Consider the following 19285-nt stretch of genomic DNA (forward strand, 5'->3'; position numbering starts at 1 on the left):
CGCTACATGCGTAGCGACCCTCCCCCTCCAGGGGAGGGTGAAAGATTCTGCGGCGCCGTCACCGAATTCCGCCGCCCAGCGATCAACTGCTCGGCCTCAACCACAATCCGCTCGACGATCTCCGCCGCCGGTGGAATATCATGGATCAGCCCGACCGCCTCGCCGGCGATCACGGCCGCAACATCAAAATTGCCCGCCGCCTTTGCCGCCGCATACTCGGCCGCGACTGCGGCAACATTCTGCATCAGCTCGACCTCGCGCCCGATCCAGCGCCGGGCGTGGTCGTTGACCAGACACCGTCCCGTGAACGGCGCCGGCCAGACATTGTTGCGGGAGAGATCGAAGATGATGCCGCGCACGGTCGAGCCGCTGTTCGCTGCACAGATGCGCCGCTTGGCCTCCTCCGCGCCGTCGGCCTCCCGGCTGGCATAGAAGCGCGTGCCGAGCAGGACGCCGCTTGCACCCAGCACCATCATCGCGGCGAGCCCGCGCCCGTCGGCGATGCCGCCGGCCGCAACGACAGGCACGCGGCCTGCTGCGAGATCGACAATGGCAGGCACGAGATCGACGGTGGTACGTGAAGCACCGTGACCGCCCGCCTCCGTCCCCTGCGCGATCAGGATGTCGGCGCCGGCAGCGAGCGCCTGCCGCGCCATCGCCTCGTCCTGCACCTGGCAGATCAGGCGCGCGCCGGCCGACTTGATCTTCGGTGCGAACGGCGCGGGATCGCCGAACGACAACATGATCGCAGACGGCTTTGCAGCAAGCGCGACATCGAGCAGCTCGGGCTTTCGGGCGAGGCTCCATGTGATGAAGCCGATGCCGAATGGCGCACGCAGTTCGGCGAGCTTCGCCGTCTCCTGCTCCAGCCAAGCCCGCTCGCCATAGCCGCCGCCGAGAATGCCGAACCCGCCGGCGCGGCTCACCGCCGTCACCAAGCGACTGCCGGCGATGACATCCATCGGCGCCAGCAGGATCGGATGCCTGGTCTGGAGCAGCGTGGTCAGCGACGTCGCAAGCGGCATGGTCTCTCTCCGATCTGGACAGCGAGACTAGGCGCGACTAGCATTCTCGAAAAATGAATTGTTGCGAACGCTGCCATCTCAAAAGCGAAACGACGCCATGGAACTCAGCGACATCCAGACCTTTGCCGCGGTCGCCCGCACCGGCGGCATCACCCGCGCCGCTGAAGAGCTCAACACGGTGCAATCGAACGTCACCCAGCGCGTGAAGGCCCTGGAAGCCGAGATCGGCACGCCGCTGTTCGAGCGCCATAGCCGCGGCATGACGCTGACCGGCGCCGGCAAACGTCTCCTCCCCTACGCACAGCGGATGGCCGCGCTGTCGCGCGAGGCGGTGCTCGCCGCACGCGACGATGGCGAGCCGAAGGGGCCGCTGGCGATCGGCTCGATGGAGACGACCGCCGCCGTGCGCTTGCCGCCGCTGCTCGCCGATTTCCACCGCCGCTTCCCGGCCGTGCGCCTCTCCTTGCGCACCGCGACCACGGCCGATCTCGTCGCCGGCGTGCTCGAAGGCGCGCTCGACGGCGCCTTCGTCGCAGGTCCCATCGCGCATGCCGACCTTACCGCGACCAGCGCCTTCCGCGAGGAGCTGGTGCTGGTCAGCGCGCGGCGCTGGACTTCGCTTGCGGAGTTGCGGGCCGGCACGCCGGAGTCCGGTCCGACCGCGCTGGTGTTCCGCACCGGCTGCACCTATCGCCAGCGGCTCGAGCAGGTGTTCGTCGAATTCGGCTGGCCGTCGGCCACACGCTTCGAGCTTGGCACGCTCGACGGCATGATCGGCTGCGTCGCCGCCGACATGGGCGTGACGCTGCTGCCGCGCGCGGTCGTCGAACGCAGCTCGATGAACGGCAGCGTGTCGATCCACACGCTGAGCACCTCGCACGCACGCGCGGAAACGCTCTTCATCCAGCGCAGCGCCGGACATCAATACAGCGCGCTTCAGGGTTTCATCTCCTGCCTGAAGAAGGATGATGACGTCATCGCGGCCTGACGCGACGCGAACGTTCCATCGCACGAAATTCACTGTCACAAATCTGTCGTACTTGAATCTGTCCTCGATGCTGCGTTCAGCCGTCGCATCGGCGCACGTCGAAAAGTTTTGAAGCCTGTGAGTTTTCTACGTTAGGATGCGCGACTAGCCAGCACGAAACCAAAAACGAAGCCATAACATCGGGAGGACTATCGATGCGCAATACGCTCGTGTTGTGCTGTGTCGCCGCGTTGTCGGCGATCTCAGGTACTGCAATCGCACAGGACTGGACCAAATCGAAATGGGGGCCGAACGACGAGATCGGCGCCGCCAACTACATGACGCCCGAGCTCGTGGTGAAGGCGGCATCGCTGGTGAAGACCGGCAAGACCTACGCCCTCGGCATTCCCGTCACGTCGCAGACACCCGCCTATCCGCCGCGCAGCTTCAAGATCACCGTGGTGCAGCCGGGGCAGGCCGGCAGCCCGGGCCTTGGTCCCAACAAGGCAACCTATAACGACGACATCCTCGACACCTGGGTCGGCATCGGCAGCCAGCTCGACGGGCTCGGCCATCTCGGCGTCGAGCACGTCTATTACAACGGCAACAAACTCGCCGACTTCGCCGATCCCACCGGGCTGAAGAAGCTCGGCATCGAGAAGGTGCCGCCGATGGTCACCCGCGGCGTCCTGCTCGACATGGCCGCCTATTTCAAGACCGACGTGGTGAAGGAAGGCACCGCCTTCAACGTCAAGGAGATCGAGGAAGCCGCCAAGCAGCAGAACGTCGAGATCCGCCAAGGCGACGTCGTCATCTTCCACACCGGCTGGCTCAGCCTGATCGGCAAGGATGACAAGCGTTACTCGGCGGGCGAGCCCGGTCTCGGCGTCGAAGGCGCAAAGTACCTGACCGGCAAGGGCGTCGTCGCTGTTGGCGCCGACACCTGGGCGCTCGAGGTGCTGCCGTTCGAGTCCAAGAACGTGTTCGAGGTGCACCAGATCCTGCTCGCGATGAACGGGACCTACATCCTCGAGAACATGGACACCGCCGCGCTCGCCCGGGACAAGGGTTATGAATTCCTGTTCGTGCTGGGACAGCCGCGCTGGACCGGCGGCGTGCAGGCGATGATCAACCCGATCGCGATCCGCTGATCTGAGGCCGGGCGAGGAGCCGTTTGCTGTCCTGCAGGCCCCCTCGCCCGCCCCTCCGTCACTGCGGCCTCAGATGCCACCGCCGCAACGCGACCAAGGCCCAGATCGCCTCGACGAGGCCGAACGGCCAGGCGCCCTGCAGGAAGCCGTAAGCCGAGCCGAGCGCGCACGACACCGCGAACAGCAGCACGAACCAGCGGCTGCGATCTTCCAGGGCATAGCAGACCAGCATCGCCGTCACGGCAAACAAGCCGAATAGTGTCAGCGCATCCATGTTCCGGGTTCACTCCGCAGCGCGACGCATGATATGCGCTACATCCATGCCGGCTCTTATCCTGCCTCTCGTCGATGCTGCAACCCACTGGCCCGAACGCGGCGCGCTGGTCGGGCTCGACCTCGGCACAAAAACGATTGGCGTCGCCGTGTCCGACCCGGACCGGCGGCTGGCGACCGGCGTCGAGACGATCCAGCGCAAGCAGTTCAAGCAGGATGCCGCCCGGCTGCTTGCCATCGCGGCCGAGCGCAAGGCGGCCGGCTTCGTGCTCGGCCTGCCCATCAACATGGACGGCAGCGAGGGCCCGCGCGCGCAATCCACCCGCGCCTTCGCCCGCAACCTCGCCGGCCTCACCGCCCTCCCCATCGGCCTCTGGGACGAGCGCCTGTCGACCGCGGCCGTCGAGCGCGAGCTGATCGGCATGGACGTCAGCCGCGCCAAGCGGGCCGAGGTGATCGACGAGCACGCCGCGATCTTCATCCTGCAAGGTGCGCTCGACCGCCTGACCAATCTGCGCACCGGCTGATCCCATGACTGTGGTGATCGCGGCGCTGCTGCCGGTCTTCATCCTCATCGTGCTCGGCGTCGTGCTCCGGCACAGCCTGATGCGGCTGGACACGCAATGGCACGGGCTGGAGCGGCTGACCTATTTCGTGCTGTTCCCGATGTTGCTGATCCAGACGCTGGTGAAGGCGGACCTGACAAAGGTGCCGGTCGCCGGGGTCGGCGGCGCACTGCTGCTGTCGGCACTGGCGATGTCGCTGCTCTGCCTCGCACTGCGCCCGGCGCTGTCGCGGCTCGACATCGACGGCCCCGCCTTCACCTCGATCTTCCAGGGCGCGACGCGCTGGCAGACCTATGTCGCGCTCTCCGTCTCCGCCAACATGTTCGGCGATGTCGGGCTGGCACTCGCTTCCGTGGCCATGGTCGCAATCATCCCGCTGGTCAACGTCTTCAGCGTGGCCGTGCTTGCGCACTATGCTTCGCCGGAGAAGCAGTCCGTGCGCGCGATCGTCATGACGGTGATCCGCAATCCCCTGATCTGGGCCTGCGCCATCGGGCTTCTCGTCAATGTCGTCCATCTGCCGCTGCCAAAGATCTGGCACGAGGTGGCGGACGCGCTCGGCCGCTCCTCGCTCGCCATCGGCCTGCTCGTGACCGGCGCCGGCCTCCAGCTCAAGGGCCTGCTCCGCCCCAGCGTGGGCGTGACGATCGGGGTGGCGTTCAAGCTGGCGCTGATGCCGATACTTGCGCTGGCACTCGCCGCCTGGTTCGGGCTGTCAGGCACCAACCTTGCGATCGTCGCGATCTGCGCGGCGGTGCCGACCTCGCCAAGCGCCTATGTGCTGGCTCGCCAGATGGGCGGCGATGCGCCGCTGCTAGCGCAGATCATCACGCTGCAAACGATCTTGGCCGCGATCACCATGCCGGTCGCGATCGCGCTGGTGGCCTAGCTCCCCAACCACATCGTCAGCACCACCGCCGTCATGTTGTTGAGCGCGTGCAATATGATCGTCAGCCAGAGCGAACCCGCGCGATGGCGCATGTAACCGAACCACAGGCCGATGGTGAAGACCTCGGCGAGAAAGTAGATGTCGTATTGCAGGTGCACGACCGTCCACACCAGCGACGACAGCAGAATCGCGCCGGGCACGCGCAAAAAGCTCGCCGACCAACCGCGTAACAGGAATCCGCGCGCCAAGACCTCTTCCGACATCGGCGCGGCCACGCTGAAGGCGAGCAGCAGCAGGAGCGCGGCGCCCTTGTCGCGGCCGGTTTTCAACAGATCGGTCATGAAGCCCGGCGTCGCCTCGCGGCCGAGCGATCGCGACGCCACCTCCCAGGCCAGGACGATGAGGACGAGACCGACGGCGCCGAACAGCAGCTGCTTCCAGGACGGCCAATAGAGCGCGAGATAGTCGACGAAGGCCGCCTTCTTGATGCGGATGGCGAGCCACACCGCCGCCAGCGTCGCCGGCAGGCCCATAATCACCGACAGCGCCAGCGCCTGGGGCTCGTGACCGATCGACTGGAACGAGGCCATGTCGATCGGGACGCCGCGAAGCACGACCAGCAGCACGATGGCACTGAGCTGCCCAACGAACATCGCGAAGAAGATGAAGAGGCCCCAGAGCGCGGTGCCCCAGAACTTCCAGACGCGCGGCGGCGCAGGCGTCATGACGAGCGGCGGATGATCGGGATTGAGGGAGTCCATCAGGAGGCTTTCGTTGGGAAGGCTCACGGCAGCGCCCGCTCCAGCAGCGCGCGAACGTCGTTGCTCTCGAGCTCCACCGCGCCATACATGCTGGCATGGGTCGTTGCGAGGCGCGTGGCGGCGAACAGCTCGGCCTGACGTGGCGAGACGCCATTGAGCGCGGCGGCCGACGCCAGCAGCGCCAGCCTCTCGACCGCGAGGCGCGCGACGCGTTCGCCATCGGCGCGGCGAAAGGTCTTGCCGATGAACGCGGCCGCCTCGCCTGCGCCCGGCAGGCCTTTGGTCTCGGCCGCGAGCGACTGCAGCACCGCCGTCGCCGCATCCGGCTCGCGCGCGAGCGCGCGCAGCACGTCGAGGCACATCACGTTGCCCGAGCCCTCCCAGATCGCGTTGACCGGCGACTCCCGGTAGTGGCGCGCCAAAATGCCGTCCTCGACATAGCCGTTGCCGCCGAGGCACTCCATCGCCTCGTAAAGAAATGCCGGCGCACTCTTGCAGGTCCAGTATTTGATCGCGGGCGTCAGCAGCCGCATGTAGGCGGCCTCGGACGCATCGTGCGGGGTGCGGTCGAAGGCACGGCAGAGCCGCATCACCAGCGCCGTGCTCGCTTCCACATGCAGCGCCATGTCCGACAGCACGGCCTGCATCAGGGGCTGATCGGCCAGATGCTTCTGGAACACGCTGCGGTGGCGGGCGTGATGCAGCGCATGGGCGAGGCCCGAACGCATCAGGCCGACCGAGGCGATGGCGCAATCCTGCCGCGTCAGCTGCACCATCTGGATGATGGTGCGGATGCCCTTGCCCTCCTCGCCGACGGCTTCCGCATAGGCGCCGACGAACTCGACCTCGGAGGACGCATTGGAACGGTTGCCGAGCTTGTCCTTCAGCCGCTGGAACTGGATCGCATTGACCGAGCCGTCCGGCGCAAAGCGCGGCATGAAGAAACAGGTCAGACCTTGCTCGGCCTGCGCCAGCACCAGAAACGCGTCGCACATCGGCGCCGACATGAACCATTTGTGCCCGGTGATGCGATAGGCATCGCCGTCGCGCACCGCGCGCGTCATGTTGGCGCGGACGTCGGTGCCGCCCTGCTTCTCGGTCATGCCCATGCCGAGCGTCATGCCGCGCTTGTCCCACCACGGCGCGAAGCCGGGATCGTAGCTCTTGGTCGACAGCACCGGCATCACGCGCGCGAGCAGGTCCGGCTGCATCGCCAGCGCCGCCACGGAGGCGCGCGTCATCGTAATGGGGCAGAGATGGCCGGTCTCGACTTGCGCAGCGATGTAGAACCTTGCGGCCCGGATGACCTCGGCCGCGTCGCCCGCAGGCCGACCGTCCGTCGTCCAGGTCGAATTGTGCACGCCGGCATGCGCGCTGTGCGCCATCAGCTCGTGATACGAGGGGTGAAACTCGACCTGGTCGCGGCGATTGCCTTTCGCATCGAAGGTCCGCAGCTTCGGCGTGTTCTCGTTCGCCACGCGCCCGCGATCCGCCATCGCGGCCGAGCCCCAATGCCTGCCGAACTCCGACAGCTCGCGTTCCGCCGCCGCGCCGCCATTGGCCTTGACCGCATCGACCAGCGGCCGATCCACCGCGAACAGGTCGACGTCCTCGAATGGCGGCGACTGGTTGAAGACCTCGTGGGTCGCGAAACTGGGCTGGGTCATCGTACGTCCTCGGCGCGGAATCAGTTCCGGCGCGGCTGGATCGGGAAATCATAGGCCGCCCCGCCCGCCCCCGGCAGGGAAAAGTGCCACCACTCCTTCGAATAGTTCACAAAGCCTTGCCTGGCCATCGCAGCCACCAGCCGCCTGCGCCAGGCGCGCTGCTCCTGTGTGATCGACGGTGCCGCGGTATGGCCCCTGGCGTCGGTACAGTCGTAGCCGGTGCCCATGTCGACGCTGCCTTCCGGCGCCCGCGCCTCGACCGGTGCCGTGCAATCGGCATAGGTCCTTGTCGGGTCATATTTGCCGGAATTGTCGGCCTTGAGATCGACCAGCGTGAGGTCGAGTGCGGCACCGGTGGAATGCTGCGAGCGGCTCGCGATGTAGCCGAGGCGAAACAGCTCGGTCTTCGGAATCTTTGGATTGTAGCGCCGCTCGGCGGCGGTCTCGTGGCCATTCTGCGACCACTTGACCATGTCGAGCGAGGCCCGCGCCGGGCGGTAGCAGTCGAACATTTTCAGCGACAGATATTGCGCGGCGAGCTCGGCTTGAACCGCCCTCAGCCGCTCCCCCACCTCCCGTTTCACCACGCACTCGCCGGCGCTGTAGCCGGCAAGCGGACGGCCGACGAAATTGTTCGACGTGGCGTAGCGGATGTCCTGGATGATGCTGGGATCGATCTCGCGCAGGTAGACGAAGCCGCCGGGGAGCGACTGGGCGGCCGCGGATGAGATGGAAGCGATCATGAAAAATGAAATTGAAATAGATCTGACCAAGCTCATTCACCTTCCCCTGTCATTCCGGGGCGATGCGACAGGACCGCGAAGCGCGGCCTGGAGCATCGAGCCCGGAATCCCGAGATTCCGGGTCTGGCGCTGGCGCGCCATCCCGGAATGACTGTGCGGGAGACAGATCAGGGGATAACTCCGGTCCCGCTCTTTGCCCCTTGCCCCACCCCCGGTCCGCGCCTATAGCTCTGCTTTTAATGACATCGAAATCGACCTTCGTCCTCGGCCACCGGCATTTGCTGGGCATCGAGGGCCTTTCCGCGGCCGACATCACCGGCCTCCTCGACCTGTCTGAAGAATATGTCGAGCTCAACCGCCAGGTTGACAAGAAGCGCACCGTCCTGCGTGGACGGACGCAGGTGAACCTCTTCTTCGAGGCCTCCACCCGGACCCAATCCTCGTTCGAGCTCGCGGGAAAGCGGCTCGGCGCCGACGTCATGAACATGTCGGTGGCGTCCTCGTCCATCAAGAAGGGCGAGACGCTGATCGACACCGCGATGACGCTCAACGCGATGCATCCGGACATCCTGGTGATGCGCCATCACGCCTCCGGCGCCGTGGAACTGCTGGCCCGCAAGGTTGACGGTTCCGTGATCAATGCCGGCGACGGCGCGCACGAGCATCCGACCCAGGCGCTGCTCGACGCCCTGACCATTCGCCGCAACAAGGGCCGCATCGAGGGGCTCGTGGTTGCGATCTGCGGCGACGTGCTGCATTCGCGCGTCGCCCGTTCCAACATCATCCTGCTCAACACCATGGGCGCCCGCGTCCGCGTCGTCGGCCCCTCCACCCTGCTGCCGCCCGGCATCGAGCGGATGGGCGTCGAGGTCGCGCGCGACATGCGCGAGGGCCTCAACGGCGCCGACATCGTCATGATGCTGCGGCTGCAACGCGAGCGCATGAACGGCTCCTTCGTGCCGTCGACCTCCGAGTACTTCAACTATTTCGGGCTCGACCAGAAGAAGCTCGCTTACGCCAAGCCGGACGCCCTCGTCATGCATCCCGGCCCGATGAACCGGGGCGTCGAGATCGACACGGCGGTCGCGGACGGCGCGCAGTCCCTGATCCGCGAACAGGTGGAGATGGGTGTCGCCGTCCGTATGGCGGTGCTGGAAGCACTCGCCCGTAACCTGCCGAACGCGTGATGCCCATGCTGACCGACCGCCGACCCATCCTGCTCGCCAACGCCCGCGTCGTCGATCCCTCCAGGGATTTCGACGGCGTCGGCGACGTCCTGATTGCCGACGGCACCATCCGCGAGACCCGCCGCGGCATCGGCGCGGCCGGCGTCCCTGAAGGCACCGACGTCGTCAACTGTGCCGGCAAGATCGTGGCGCCCGGCCTGATCGACATGCGCGCCTTCGTCGGTGAGCCCGGCTACAGCCATCGCGAGACCTTTGCCACCGCGAGCCAGGCGGCTGCGACCGGCGGCATCACCACCATCATCTGCCAGCCCGACACCCTGCCCGTGGTCGACAATTCGGCGACCGTCGACTTCGTGATGCGGCGCGCCCGCGACACCGCGATCGTCAACATCCAGCCGATGGCAGCGCTCACCAAGGGCATGCACGGCCAGGAGATGACCGAGTTCGGCCTGCTGAAAGCCGCGGGCGCCGTGGCTTTCAGCGATGGCGACAAAAGCGTGACCAATGCGCAGGTGATGCGCCGCGCGCTGACCTACGCGCGCGATTTCGACGCGCTGATCGTGCACTACACGGAGGACCCCGATCTCGTCGGCGAAGGCGTGATGAACGAGGGCGAGTTCGCATCGCGACTGGGCCTGATGGGCATCCCGAGTGCCGCCGAGGCGGTGATCCTCGAGCGCGACATGCGCCTCGTCGCACTGACCGGCGGCCGCTATCACGCGGCATCGCTGTCCTGCATCGATTCCCTCGACGTGCTGAAACGCGCCCGCGACGCCGGGCTCGCCGTCAGCGCCTCGGTCTCGATCAACCACCTCGCGCTGAACGAGAACGACATCGGCCCCTACCGGACGTTCCTGAAACTGTCGCCGCCGCTGCGCACCGAGGACGACCGCCGCGCGCTGGTCGCCGCCGTCGCCTCCGGCCTCGTCGACGTCATCATGTCCGATCACAATCCGCAGGACGTCGAGGTCAAGCGCCTGCCGTTCGCGGAAGCCGCGCCCGGCGCCATCGGCCTGGAGACCATGCTGCCCGCCGGCCTGCGGCTTGTGCACAATGGTGAGCTGGAGCTGAAGACGCTGATCCGGGCGATGTCGACCCGGCCGGCGGAGCTGCTCGGCCTGCCGGGCGGAACCCTGCGCGCGGGTGCGCCTGCGGACGTGATCGTGATCGACCCCGATGTGCCCTGGGTGGTCGATCCCGCCGACCTCAAATCGCCCTGCAAGAACACCCCGTTCGACGAGGCCCGCTTTACAGGCCGCGTGGTGCGCACCATTGTCGGCGGACGGACGGTCTACGAGCATGTCTGACGTGCGAGTTCTTGCGCGGCGTCCGGGTTCGACATGCAGATGCGGCCTTTGGAGATCCAGCCATGGGGCTTGAAGCCTTCCTGCCGGTGGCCTTCGTCATCGGCTACCTGCTCGGCTCGATTCCGTTCGGGCTGGTCCTCACCAAACTTGCCGGCACGCAGGATATCCGCTCGATCGGCTCCGGCAGCATCGGCGCCACCAATGTGCTGCGCACGGGACGCAAGAGCCTTGCCGCGGGCACCCTGCTGTTCGATGCACTGAAGGGTACCGTGGCCGTGGTGATCGCCGGCTACGTCGCCGGCCCCAATGCCGCGATGGTGGCCGGGCTCGGCGCTTTCCTCGGGCACCTCTTTCCGGTCTGGCTCAAGTTCAAGGGCGGAAAAGGTGTCGCCGTCTATATCGGCATCCTGCTCGGACTGTTCTGGCCGGCCGCGGTGGTGTTCTGCCTGCTCTGGCTGGCGACCGCCTTCACCACCCGCTACTCCTCGCTCTCGGCGCTGGTGGCGTCCTTCATCACGCCGATGTTCCTGTGGTGGTTCGGCCATCTCGCCTTGTCTGCGCTGTTCGCAGTGCTGACGCTGCTGCTGTTCTACGCGCATCGCGAGAACATCAAGCGGCTGCAATCGGGCAAGGAAAGCCGGATCGGCGAGAAGGCCTAGGGCGTTTTCGAGCGAAGTGGATACCGGTTCGCGTCAAGAAAACGCGTCAAACAAAATCCAAGGCTGAAAAAAGTACGGATACTGCCGCACCCTTTCCGCATTATATGCCAAATCCTGTTCGCAACTTCCGCACCACTCGCGGCAGGCTGTAGCGGACGGGTTCCATGCCTGTCATCCTGACGTGGAAGATGGCGTTACGCGGTTGCTCAGAATGAGCGAGAAGATGGTCGGCGCGCAGATTGACGGTGGTTCGCAAGGTGCAGCACGCACCGCGGCAAGCCGGCTGCTCTTCGCAACGGACATCTGGTCCGCTGCCCCCTCGCCGCCTCCCGCTCCTGAGCCTGCCTCCGTTGCACCGCCCGCGCCGCCGCCTGTTCCGGCCGCGCAACCTCCGCGTCCTGTCGAGGCGGTCACCGTCGCCGCACCTGTTGCGCCGACTCCATCGGGACAATGGCCACCGCGAAAACTCTCGCTGGCCCTCCAGGGCGGCGGCACCTTCGCCGCCTTCACCTGGGGCGTGCTGGAGCGGCTGCTGGAAGAGCCTGATATCGAAATCGACACCATCAGCGGCGCCAGCGCCGGCGCCGTCAATGCGCTCCTGCTCGCCTCCGGCCTCGCCGAGGGGGGCCGTGAAGCCGCCCGCAGCCGGCTGAACCGGTTCTGGGTCCGCCTGATGCATGAGGCCTCGTTCCGCTCATTGATGCTGGTCGGCGGCTTCTCGCCGGCGGGAAGCTCGGTCGCGTTCGGGCCGACCCTGCGCTCCGGCCAGTTCGACCCCTTCGATCTCGATCCGCTCAGGCAGGCGCTGTCGCGCGACATCGATTTCGCGGCGCTGCGCGAAGTGAAATCGCCCAGACTCCTGATCGCGGCGACGCGGATCCGCGACGGGCAGCAACGGATCTTCCGCAACGATGCCATCACCGCCGACGTCGCGCTGGCCTCGACCTGCCCGCCGCTGGTGCATTGCGCCGTCGAGATCGACGGCGAGGCCTATTGGGACGGCGGCTTCGGCGGCAATCCGCCGCTGGTGAGGCTGGTGCAGGACACGTCGGCGACGGACGTGCTGCTGGTCCAGGTCACGCCGTCGCGCGACAGCTACGTGCCGATCACGCTCGCCGCGATCGACCGCCGGCTCGACCAGATCGCGGCGAACGCCGCGCTCAATGCCGAGATCGCGGCGATCGCATGGGCGCAGTCAAAGACGGCACCTTCCCTGCGGCTATCGAGGATCGCTGCGGAAGACTCCGTCGACGGGCTGGCGCAGCGCTCATCGACCGATCTCGGCCGCGGCTTCATCCGCCTGTTGCACCGGAGCGGCCGCGAAGCCGCCGAGCGCTGGCTTTGGCAAGGCACGAATGCCGAAGGCGCACACAGAGAACCCGGCCAACGAGCCGCTTCCGTCGAACCAACGCTGATCGATTGAAACGGACGCTTGATTCGAGGACGAACGGCGCGGCCCTGCGCACTCGCAGACGTCTGAAGGAACGTGGGGGCTGGATAGCAGGAGCCCGGGTTGGTAAGCAGACCGCGGCGTGAGGCCGCCCCGCTTCGGACGAGAGACCGTGGACAAGCTTCCAGCAACACTGAGTCTTCAGATGATCACGATTCCGACCGGCATCGTGGCGCTGAGAGACGACCGGACCCGGCGGCGCTGGGATGTCGAACTACAATCCTACAGGATTGCCGCTGCCCCTGTGACGCAGGCACTCTACGCCGAGATCACCGGGACGTTGCCTCCTTCGGAGTTGGATGCCAATTGCCCCGTTGAAAACGTGTCCTGGCTCGACGCGGTCGCGTTCTGCAATCTGCTATCCGGAAGACTGGGACTCTCGGCCGCCTATGTCATGGACGATGACGCCCAAGGGGCCTCACTCGTCGCGGACGCTGACGGTTACAGGTTGCCGAACGAAGCGGAGTGGGAATACGCCTGTCGGGCGGGAAGCCACGGCCCCCGATATGGCCACCTCGACGACATCGCCTGGTTCGCCGAAAACTCAGGCGGTCGGCCTCAGCCCGTGGGCAGCAAGCAACCAAACGCCTGGGGACTCTATGACATGATCGGCAACGTATGGGAGTGGTGCTACGACCAGTACGACCCGCAGGTCTACGGAGCATACCGGACCTTCCGTGGCGGCGGCTGGGCGGATCATGAAAGAGGTTGCTTGGCAACCAATCGCCGGCGTAGCCATCCGACCTTTCGGATCGACGATCTGGGCTTTCGCCTCTGCACAAACGCATGGAGTGCCGGGAACAGCCGTTCGGAAGAATAGCAACGAGTCGACTGTTTATCGCTTTCCGGACAGAGAACATCCAGCGGAGACCACTCCGCTGCCGAATTCAAACCGAAACTCTTTTGTCCCGATCAATTCGCGCTAGCCTGACTTCGCCAGCGCATTCTCCAGGAACCACGCCGTCGCCAGCGCATGCGCGTCATTGCCGAAGCGCGCGATCACCTGCACGCCGATCGGCAGGCCGTTGACCTTCAGCACGGGCACGTTGACGCAAGGATTGCCCATCAGTGTCCAGAGCCGGTTGTAGCGAGGATCGCCTGTCGTCGCGAGCGCCTTGGTCGGCGCGGTGCCGGGCGCAGAATAAGTGAGCAGCACGTCGACCCCTTCGAACAGCTCGCCGAGCTCGCGACGGCCGCGGCGGGCGATCCGGCGTGCATCGTCGTATTCTTTCGGCGTCAGTCCGACGGTCTCATCGAGGCTGGCGCGCAGCATCGGCGCGATCTCGTCGTGACGCGCGTCAAACTCCCAGGCGAGCGCGCGATGCGCCTCAAAGTTCTGGATGATGGGATGGATGCGCCAGGATTCCCTGACCGCCTCGGGCAGATCGATGGTCTGCACGCTGGCGCCGGCCTTCTCGGCCGCCTTGATCGCCGCCTGCAAGCCCTCCTCTGCCGCCGGCTCCACGGCCTTGGCAAACTCCTGCCTGACCACGCCGATGCGCGGCGCTTTCGCCGGCGTAATACCGGAGAATTCGGTGCGGCCAGTCATCGCCAAAAGCCCGCGCGCGAGATCTTCTGCGCGCGATCCGAACAGGCCGACCGTATCGAGCGCCCACGAATAGCACTTCACGCCGACCGTCGGCAGCATGCGGAACGATGGCTTGATCGCGGCGGCCCCGCAGTAAGCGGCCGGCCGGATCACCGAGCCGCCGGTCTGGGTGCCAAGCGCCAGCGGAATCATGCCAGCGCCGACGGCTGCGGCCGAGCCGGCGGACGAGCCGCCCGGCGTATGGCCGAGATTGTGCGGATTGAGCGTCGGGGTCGGATCACTCGAGGCGAACGCTGTGGTCGTGGTCTTGCCGATGATGGTCGCGCCTGCCCGCTTCAGCATCATCACGACCGGCGCATCCGAGCGCGGCTGCCAGCCGCGATAGATCTCCGAGCCCATCTCGGTCGGCATGTTGGCGGTGTCGATGATGTCCTTGATGCCGACCGCGATGCCCCGCAGCGGCCCGGAGGCTTGCGCCTTCGCGGATTTGTCGTGCCGGACGAAGGCGCGGACGTCGTTCTCCTTGGCCTCGATCGCCGCGTGCGACTGGGCGATGGCGGCCTCGGGCGAAAGCTCGCCCGCTTCAATGCGGCGCTGGAGGTCGGCAAGTGAGATCATGGGTATCCCTAAGTAAAGGTGCCTCGGTCGCTGAACGGCAGAGGCAGGCCGTGCTCGTCCAGGACGGCCTTGTAGTGATTGAGGTAAGACCAAAGCCGGTTTCTGAGCTCGTTGGCATTCTCGTACGCTTCCGACGACCGGTCGAGGGCCGAACAGGCATCGTCTGCCATGCAACAGAGCGAGTGTAGGGTATCGCCCTGGATCAGCACGCCGGGAAAATGCCGTTCCGGGTGACGCATCACCGCCGCGTTCGTGGTGTCGGCGAAAATCTCGACCGGTGCGACACGCATTCCAATGCCTCAGACAACAATCCGCTTGGTCACTATCCATTTATTGGGGTGTCGCAGCCGGGTCCAGCCCCTTCCCTACGCCCTCAGGTTGTTCCATGCTGCCCCTGCAAGGAGGCGCCGTGGACGCCATCAACCCAAGTGTGGAGCTGACCGAGGCTGAGCGGATCGACCGCCTGCGGCTGATCCGCTCCGACAATGTGGGCCCGCGCACCTTCCGCTCGCTGGTCGATCATTTCGGCAGTGCGCGCGCGGCGCTGGAGCGGCTGCCGGATCTGGCGCGCCGCGGCGGCGCGCAGCGATCGGGGCGCATCTGCAGCGCGGATGAGGCGAAGGCCGAGCTCACCGCGAGCCGCAAATTCGGCATCGCCTGGCTCGCGCCCGGCGAGGACGGCTATCCGGCGCGGCTCGCGATGATCGACGATGCGCCGCCGCTGCTCGCCGTGCGCGGGGACGCAAAGACCCTGATGCGGCCGATGATCGCGATCGTCGGCTCGCGCAACGCCTCCGGCGCCGGCTTGAAGTTCGCCGGCCAGCTCGCGCGCGAGCTTGGCGAAGCCGGCTTCGTCATCATCTCGGGACTGGCGCGCGGCGTCGACCAGGCGGCGCATCGCACCAGCGTCGAGAGCGGCACGATCGCGGTGCTCGCCGGCGGCCATGACTGCATCTATCCGCCCGAGCATGGCGACCTGCTCGCCGCGATCCTCGATCGCGCGGGCGCGGCGATCTCCGAGATGCCGCTCGGCCATGAGCCGCGCGCCCGCGACTTCCCCCGCCGCAACCGCCTGATCTCGGGCGCCGCGTTCGGCGTCGTCGTGGTGGAGGCGGCGCACCGCTCCGGCTCGCTGATCACCGCGCGCATGGCGGCCGAACAGGGCCGCGAGGTGTTCGCGGTGCCGGGCTCACCGCTCGATCCGCGCGCCGCCGGCACCAACGATCTGATCAAGCAGGGCGCAACACTCGTCACCGAAGCCGCCGACATCGTCAACGCGGTGCAGCCGATCATGGAGCGGCCGCTGATGCACCCCGCCGGCGAACCCGACAGCGAGCCGTTTGAAAGCGATCCGCAAGGCCATGACCGCGACCAGATCACCGGCCTGCTCGGCCCGGCCCCAATCTCGATCGACGACCTAGTGCGAATGTCCGGTGCCTCGCCCGCGATCGTGCGCACCGTGCTGCTGGAACTCGAGCTCGCCGGCCGGCTCGAACGCCACGGCGGCGGCTTGGTGTCGCTGCTTTAGCCGTCGTTGCGCTGATCGAACTTCGTGCGTGCGGCCTCGATCTGATCGAGATGGTCCTTCGCCCATTTGCCGAGCGCCTCGACGGGCCGCGACAGGCCGCGGCCGAGATCGGTCAGCTCATAGTCCACGCGCGGCGGAATGGTCGGGAAGATGGTGCGCGTGACGAGGCCGTCGCGCTCGAGGCCGCGCAGCGTCAGGGTCAGCATCCGCTGCGAGATGCCGTTGATCATGCGCTTCAGCTCATTGAAGCGCCGTGGCCCGTCGCTCAGCATCATGATCACGAACACGCTCCATTTGTCGCCGACGCGGGACAGCACGGAGGCGACCCCGCGGCAGTCCGCGTGGTTCGGATCTGGCCGTTGATCCAGACCCTGATCCGGCCTTGGCGAGGCAGGCAAATCGGTGTGTGCCGGTTTCAAATATGTGTCCATGGCTCAAAAAAGTGCGTTCTTGCGGGGATTTCGACAGTCACTCATGTAGTCCGGGTTACAAATCTATACCAGGGTGACCCCAAATGAAACTCCTCCATATCGACTCCAGCGTGCTCGGCCCCCACTCCGTCAGCCGGCAGGTTTCCGCCGCCATCGTCGACCGCCTCAAGCAGGCGACGCCCTCGCTTCAAGTGGCCTATCGCGACCTGAGCCAGACCCCGCTCGCCCACCTCTCCGGCTCGCATCTGGCGGCCGCGCAAGGCGCGCCGGCGCCGGCGGAACTCGGCCCTGACCTTGCCGCGAGCGCGGCCGCGCTGGACGAGTTCCTGGCCGCCGACATCGTCGTGATCGGCGCCCCCATGTACAACTTCACCATTCCCAGCCAGCTCAAGGCGTGGATCGACCGCATCGTCGTCGCGGGCAAGACGTTCAGCTACGGGGCAAATGGGCCGCAGGGTCTTGCCGGCGGCAAGCGTGTGATCCTGGCGATCTCACGTGGCGGCTATTACGGCGCAGGCTCGCCGGCCGCGGCGCTCGAGCATCTCGAAACCTATCTGCGCGGCGTGTTCGGCTTCATCGGCATCAATCCCGAATTCATCAGCGCCGATGGCATCCAGGTCGGACCGGAGCACCGCGAAAAGGCGATTGCAGGCGCGCTCCAGGCCGCCACCAATTTGCGCGCTGCGTAAAGCACCGACAATACCAGCCGCTGCCGGACTCCGGCGGCGGCTGACCTCGCTAAAACCAGACGCCCTGCATGCCGAGGATGACGGCCACGAGCGAAATGAACAGGCCGATGCCGGAGAAGAGAGCCACGCCGATGAACTCGGAGGTGTCGGAGCGCCTGGCGGGAATGGCGGAACGTTCGGTGAAAATACGCGGTGCTGAAATCGACGAAAAAATGCGAGCTGCCTTCGGCATCACGGGCTCCCATGAAATCGGGTCTTGTGACCCCCTGCCCGTAAAAATGTCTTTGCAGCGCAAGTGAAGGTTCAACGCCTCACGCAAAGGTTTAGAAATCAGGTCGCACAACGCGAGGGAACCGGCCGACGCAACCGACGTCGTGGCGCCGACCGATTCAATTTTCGTTTTACTTGATCAGCCGCGATAGATCGGCGCGCCGCTCGGCGATGCCACCGCGCCGCCGTCGACGAAGATCTCCTGACCCTGCACGTGCGCGGCATCGTCGGAGGCGAGGAACAGCACCGTCTTCGAGATGTGATCGGGTTCACCGAGGCGTCCGAGCGGCGTCATCAGCCCGATGCGCTTCTCGAACGCCTTCTCGGCCTCCGGCGTTGCGATCGCGGCGCCCCAGATCGGCGTACGGATCGCGCCGGGCGCGACGACGTTGACGCGGATGCCGCGCGGCGACAGCTCTGAAGCCATGATCCGCGCCATCGCGCGCACGCCGGCCTTCGCCGCGCCGTAAGCCGAATAGCCGGGAATGCCGAGCACCGAGATCACCGAGCCGTTGAGGATGATCGAGGCATTGTCGTTGAGGTAAGGCAGCGCCGACTGCACGGTGAAGAACACGCCGGTCAGATTGGTGCTGATGACCTTCTCGAAAACGTCCAGCGTCGCGGCGCCGAGCGGTGTGCTGCCGGGAATGCCGGCATTGGCGAACACGATGTCGAACTTGCCGAATTTTTCGGCGCCCTGTTTGATCGCGGCCTCGGTCGCGGCGATGTCGGTGGCATCGGCTGCGACCGCGAGCGCGTTCGGTCCGAGCTCCTTCCCCGCTGCGGCCAGCGTTTCCTTGTTGCGCCCGGTGATCACCACCCTGGCGCCCTCGGCCACGAACAGTTTTGCCGTCGCCAGCCCGATGCCGCTATTGCCGCCGGTGATCAGGGCCGTCTTGTTCTTCAGTCTCACGCTCGCCTCCAGTAGTTGCATGATGAAACTACATTGCCATCTAGGCCATTTGGTTTTATGATGCAACCACACAAGCGCGTGATCGGCGGCAGGACCGTGCGAACGCGAAGGACCGGAACGATGGTGAAACGAACGAGCTTCGAGGGCGATTCCTGCCCGATCGCACGGTCGCTGGACGCGCTTGGCGACTGGTGGTCGCTGCTGATCATCCGCGAGGCGCTGTTCGGCCTGCGCCGCTTCGGCGAATTCCAAGGCAAGCTCGGCATGGCCAAGAACATTCTGGCCGTCCGCCTGCGCGCGCTGGTCGACCACGGCATTTTGGAAACCGCCCCCGCCTCCGACGGCAGCGCTTATCAAGAATATGTGCTGACGCCGAAGGGCCGCGGCACCTTCCCGATCCTGGTCGCGCTGCGGCAATGGAGCGAGGAATTCGACGACACGCCTGAGGAGATCGCAACGATCCTGGTCGATCGCGAAAAAGGCCGCCCGGTGAAGAAGCTCGAAATGCGCGCCGAGGACGGCCGCCTGCTCAGCCCTGCCGACACCACACTGAAGCCGCGGCCGGCGCGACGACGGCGCTCGGCGGGATAGCAGCGAACTGCCACCACACCGTCACTGCGAGCGTATATCTCTCACCGTCAC

23 protein-coding genes are annotated in these 19285 nt (G+C 66.2%); 13 read left to right on the forward strand and 10 right to left on the reverse strand.

Features of this window, described 5'->3' with window-relative positions:
- Positions 1-2: 2 nt before the first annotated feature.
- Positions 3-1025, reverse strand: a complete 1023-nt coding sequence (locus XH79_RS25185) for an NAD(P)H-dependent flavin oxidoreductase (protein ID WP_271583323.1) — start codon at positions 1023-1025, stop codon at positions 3-5.
- Between the two features lie 97 nt (positions 1026-1122).
- Between XH79_RS25185 and XH79_RS25190 the strand changes: the two genes are divergently transcribed.
- Together XH79_RS25190 and XH79_RS25195 are read left to right on the forward strand one after the other, a co-directional pair.
- On the forward strand, positions 1123-2013 hold the full coding sequence (locus tag XH79_RS25190; protein ID WP_212335859.1) for a LysR family transcriptional regulator: 891 nt from the start codon (positions 1123-1125) through the stop codon (positions 2011-2013).
- 194 nt (positions 2014-2207) lie between these two features.
- Positions 2208-3143: a cyclase family protein gene (locus XH79_RS25195; RefSeq protein ID WP_271583324.1), complete on the forward strand. Its 936-nt coding sequence runs from the start codon at positions 2208-2210 to the stop codon at positions 3141-3143.
- Between the two features lie 58 nt (positions 3144-3201).
- On the opposite strand, the gene XH79_RS25200 is transcribed toward XH79_RS25195, so the two are convergent.
- Positions 3202-3417, reverse strand: a complete 216-nt coding sequence (locus XH79_RS25200; RefSeq protein WP_212335857.1) for a hypothetical protein — start codon at positions 3415-3417, stop codon at positions 3202-3204.
- 46 nt (positions 3418-3463) lie between these two features.
- Between XH79_RS25200 and ruvX the strand changes: the two genes are divergently transcribed.
- Together ruvX and XH79_RS25210 are read left to right on the forward strand one after the other, a co-directional pair.
- Positions 3464-3943 carry a Holliday junction resolvase RuvX gene (gene ruvX, locus XH79_RS25205; RefSeq protein ID WP_212335856.1) on the forward strand — a complete coding sequence of 160 codons (480 nt, stop codon included), beginning with the start codon at positions 3464-3466 and terminating at the stop codon, positions 3941-3943.
- Between the two features lie 4 nt (positions 3944-3947).
- Positions 3948-4871, forward strand: a complete 924-nt coding sequence (locus XH79_RS25210; protein ID WP_271583325.1) for an AEC family transporter — start codon at positions 3948-3950, stop codon at positions 4869-4871.
- On the opposite strand, the gene XH79_RS25215 is transcribed toward XH79_RS25210, so the two are convergent.
- From XH79_RS25215 to XH79_RS25225, 3 genes are read right to left on the reverse strand one after another with little or no spacing between them, the layout of a single operon-like run.
- On the reverse strand, positions 4868-5632 hold the full coding sequence (locus XH79_RS25215; protein ID WP_271583347.1) for a CPBP family intramembrane glutamic endopeptidase: 765 nt from the start codon (positions 5630-5632) through the stop codon (positions 4868-4870). The two genes, XH79_RS25210 and XH79_RS25215, sit on opposite strands and share 4 nt — an antisense overlap.
- Positions 5633-5655: 23 nt before the next feature.
- Positions 5656-7299 (reverse strand): acyl-CoA dehydrogenase family protein, encoded by a 1644-nt coding sequence (locus tag XH79_RS25220; protein WP_271583326.1) that lies wholly within the window; start codon positions 7297-7299, stop codon positions 5656-5658.
- 20 nt (positions 7300-7319) lie between these two features.
- Entirely contained in the window at positions 7320-8042 is a 723-nt protein-coding gene (locus tag XH79_RS25225) for a M15 family metallopeptidase (protein ID WP_271583327.1), read from the reverse strand.
- Between XH79_RS25225 and XH79_RS25230 the strand changes: the two genes are divergently transcribed.
- The 6 genes from XH79_RS25230 (at position 8041) to XH79_RS25255 (ending at position 13465) form a co-directional block, all read left to right on the forward strand.
- Positions 8041-8193, forward strand: coding sequence for a hypothetical protein (locus tag XH79_RS25230; RefSeq protein WP_271583328.1), 153 nt, complete (start codon positions 8041-8043; stop codon positions 8191-8193). The genes XH79_RS25225 and XH79_RS25230 overlap by 2 nt on opposite strands.
- 88 nt (positions 8194-8281) lie before the next feature.
- Complete coding sequence (locus XH79_RS25235) at positions 8282-9229, forward strand: aspartate carbamoyltransferase catalytic subunit (RefSeq protein WP_080137055.1); 948 nt, start codon at positions 8282-8284, stop codon at positions 9227-9229.
- Positions 9230-9234: 5 nt separating this feature from the next.
- Positions 9235-10536: a dihydroorotase gene (locus XH79_RS25240; protein ID WP_271583348.1), complete on the forward strand. Its 1302-nt coding sequence runs from the start codon at positions 9235-9237 to the stop codon at positions 10534-10536.
- 62 nt (positions 10537-10598) lie between these two features.
- Entirely contained in the window at positions 10599-11195 is a 597-nt protein-coding gene (plsY, locus tag XH79_RS25245) for a glycerol-3-phosphate 1-O-acyltransferase PlsY (protein ID WP_212335852.1), read from the forward strand.
- Between the two features lie 211 nt (positions 11196-11406).
- The gene (locus tag XH79_RS25250; protein WP_271583329.1) at positions 11407-12618 is read left to right on the forward strand and encodes a patatin-like phospholipase family protein; all 1212 of its coding nucleotides are present in this window, start codon (positions 11407-11409) and stop codon (positions 12616-12618) included.
- A gap of 139 nt (positions 12619-12757) precedes the next feature.
- Entirely contained in the window at positions 12758-13465 is a 708-nt protein-coding gene (locus XH79_RS25255; protein WP_271583330.1) for a formylglycine-generating enzyme family protein, read from the forward strand.
- Between the two features lie 102 nt (positions 13466-13567).
- Here XH79_RS25255 and XH79_RS25260 read toward each other — a convergent pair whose 3' ends face one another.
- The gene (locus XH79_RS25260; RefSeq protein ID WP_271583331.1) at positions 13568-14812 is read right to left on the reverse strand and encodes an amidase; all 1245 of its coding nucleotides are present in this window, start codon (positions 14810-14812) and stop codon (positions 13568-13570) included.
- An 8-nt stretch (positions 14813-14820) separates the two neighbouring features.
- Entirely contained in the window at positions 14821-15102 is a 282-nt protein-coding gene (locus tag XH79_RS25265) for a DUF6959 family protein (protein ID WP_271583332.1), read from the reverse strand.
- Positions 15103-15197: 95 nt separating this feature from the next.
- On the opposite strand from XH79_RS25265, the gene dprA reads away from it, so the two are divergent.
- Positions 15198-16340, forward strand: a complete 1143-nt coding sequence (gene dprA / locus XH79_RS25270) for a DNA-processing protein DprA (protein ID WP_271583333.1) — start codon at positions 15198-15200, stop codon at positions 16338-16340.
- Here the strand turns inward: dprA and XH79_RS25275 are convergent.
- Positions 16337-16771: a winged helix-turn-helix transcriptional regulator gene (locus XH79_RS25275; protein ID WP_271583334.1), complete on the reverse strand. Its 435-nt coding sequence runs from the start codon at positions 16769-16771 to the stop codon at positions 16337-16339. The genes dprA and XH79_RS25275 overlap by 4 nt on opposite strands.
- 83 nt (positions 16772-16854) lie before the next feature.
- Here XH79_RS25275 and XH79_RS25280 point away from each other — a divergent pair, with 83 nt between their 5' ends.
- Positions 16855-17460, forward strand: coding sequence for an FMN-dependent NADH-azoreductase (locus XH79_RS25280; RefSeq protein ID WP_271583335.1), 606 nt, complete (start codon positions 16855-16857; stop codon positions 17458-17460).
- A gap of 49 nt (positions 17461-17509) precedes the next feature.
- On the opposite strand, the gene XH79_RS25285 is transcribed toward XH79_RS25280, so the two are convergent.
- Together XH79_RS25285 and XH79_RS25290 are read right to left on the reverse strand one after the other, a co-directional pair.
- Positions 17510-17692, reverse strand: a complete 183-nt coding sequence (locus XH79_RS25285; protein ID WP_271583336.1) for a hypothetical protein — start codon at positions 17690-17692, stop codon at positions 17510-17512.
- Between the two features lie 177 nt (positions 17693-17869).
- Positions 17870-18643: an SDR family oxidoreductase gene (locus XH79_RS25290; RefSeq protein WP_212335845.1), complete on the reverse strand. Its 774-nt coding sequence runs from the start codon at positions 18641-18643 to the stop codon at positions 17870-17872.
- 120 nt (positions 18644-18763) lie between these two features.
- On the opposite strand from XH79_RS25290, the gene XH79_RS25295 reads away from it, so the two are divergent.
- The gene (locus XH79_RS25295; RefSeq protein WP_271583337.1) at positions 18764-19234 is read left to right on the forward strand and encodes a winged helix-turn-helix transcriptional regulator; all 471 of its coding nucleotides are present in this window, start codon (positions 18764-18766) and stop codon (positions 19232-19234) included.
- Positions 19235-19285 lie beyond the last annotated feature (51 nt).

This window comes from Bradyrhizobium sp. CCBAU 45389 (assembly GCF_028128625.1).
GTDB classification, from domain to species: domain Bacteria; phylum Pseudomonadota; class Alphaproteobacteria; order Rhizobiales; family Xanthobacteraceae; genus Bradyrhizobium; species Bradyrhizobium liaoningense_B.

Bases quoted from the DNA above. Each gene is read 5' to 3' on its own strand.
- XH79_RS25185 (WP_271583323.1), bottom strand. From the start codon at position 1,025: ATGCCGCTTGCGACGTCGCTGACCACGCTGCTCCAGACCAGGCATCCG.
- XH79_RS25190 (WP_212335859.1), top strand. From the start codon at position 1,123: ATGGAACTCAGCGACATCCAGACCTTTGCCGCGGTCGCCCGCACCGGC.
- XH79_RS25195 (WP_271583324.1), top strand. From the start codon at position 2,208: ATGCGCAATACGCTCGTGTTGTGCTGTGTCGCCGCGTTGTCGGCGATC.
- XH79_RS25200 (WP_212335857.1), bottom strand. From the start codon at position 3,417: ATGGATGCGCTGACACTATTCGGCTTGTTTGCCGTGACGGCGATGCTG.
- ruvX (WP_212335856.1), top strand. From the start codon at position 3,464: ATGCCGGCTCTTATCCTGCCTCTCGTCGATGCTGCAACCCACTGGCCC.
- XH79_RS25210 (WP_271583325.1), top strand. From the start codon at position 3,948: ATGACTGTGGTGATCGCGGCGCTGCTGCCGGTCTTCATCCTCATCGTG.
- XH79_RS25215 (WP_271583347.1), bottom strand. From the start codon at position 5,632: ATGGACTCCCTCAATCCCGATCATCCGCCGCTCGTCATGACGCCTGCG.
- XH79_RS25220 (WP_271583326.1), bottom strand. From the start codon at position 7,299: ATGACCCAGCCCAGTTTCGCGACCCACGAGGTCTTCAACCAGTCGCCG.
- XH79_RS25230 (WP_271583328.1), top strand. From the start codon at position 8,041: ATGAAAAATGAAATTGAAATAGATCTGACCAAGCTCATTCACCTTCCC.
- XH79_RS25225 (WP_271583327.1), bottom strand. From the start codon at position 8,042: ATGATCGCTTCCATCTCATCCGCGGCCGCCCAGTCGCTCCCCGGCGGC.
- XH79_RS25235 (WP_080137055.1), top strand. From the start codon at position 8,282: ATGACATCGAAATCGACCTTCGTCCTCGGCCACCGGCATTTGCTGGGC.
- XH79_RS25240 (WP_271583348.1), top strand. From the start codon at position 9,235: ATGCTGACCGACCGCCGACCCATCCTGCTCGCCAACGCCCGCGTCGTC.
- plsY (WP_212335852.1), top strand. From the start codon at position 10,599: ATGGGGCTTGAAGCCTTCCTGCCGGTGGCCTTCGTCATCGGCTACCTG.
- XH79_RS25250 (WP_271583329.1), top strand. From the start codon at position 11,407: ATGAGCGAGAAGATGGTCGGCGCGCAGATTGACGGTGGTTCGCAAGGT.
- XH79_RS25260 (WP_271583331.1), bottom strand. From the start codon at position 14,812: ATGATCTCACTTGCCGACCTCCAGCGCCGCATTGAAGCGGGCGAGCTT.
- XH79_RS25265 (WP_271583332.1), bottom strand. From the start codon at position 15,102: ATGCGTGTCGCACCGGTCGAGATTTTCGCCGACACCACGAACGCGGCG.
- dprA (WP_271583333.1), top strand. From the start codon at position 15,198: ATGCTGCCCCTGCAAGGAGGCGCCGTGGACGCCATCAACCCAAGTGTG.
- XH79_RS25275 (WP_271583334.1), bottom strand. From the start codon at position 16,771: ATGGACACATATTTGAAACCGGCACACACCGATTTGCCTGCCTCGCCA.
- XH79_RS25280 (WP_271583335.1), top strand. From the start codon at position 16,855: ATGAAACTCCTCCATATCGACTCCAGCGTGCTCGGCCCCCACTCCGTC.
- XH79_RS25285 (WP_271583336.1), bottom strand. From the start codon at position 17,692: ATGCCGAAGGCAGCTCGCATTTTTTCGTCGATTTCAGCACCGCGTATT.
- XH79_RS25295 (WP_271583337.1), top strand. From the start codon at position 18,764: ATGGTGAAACGAACGAGCTTCGAGGGCGATTCCTGCCCGATCGCACGG.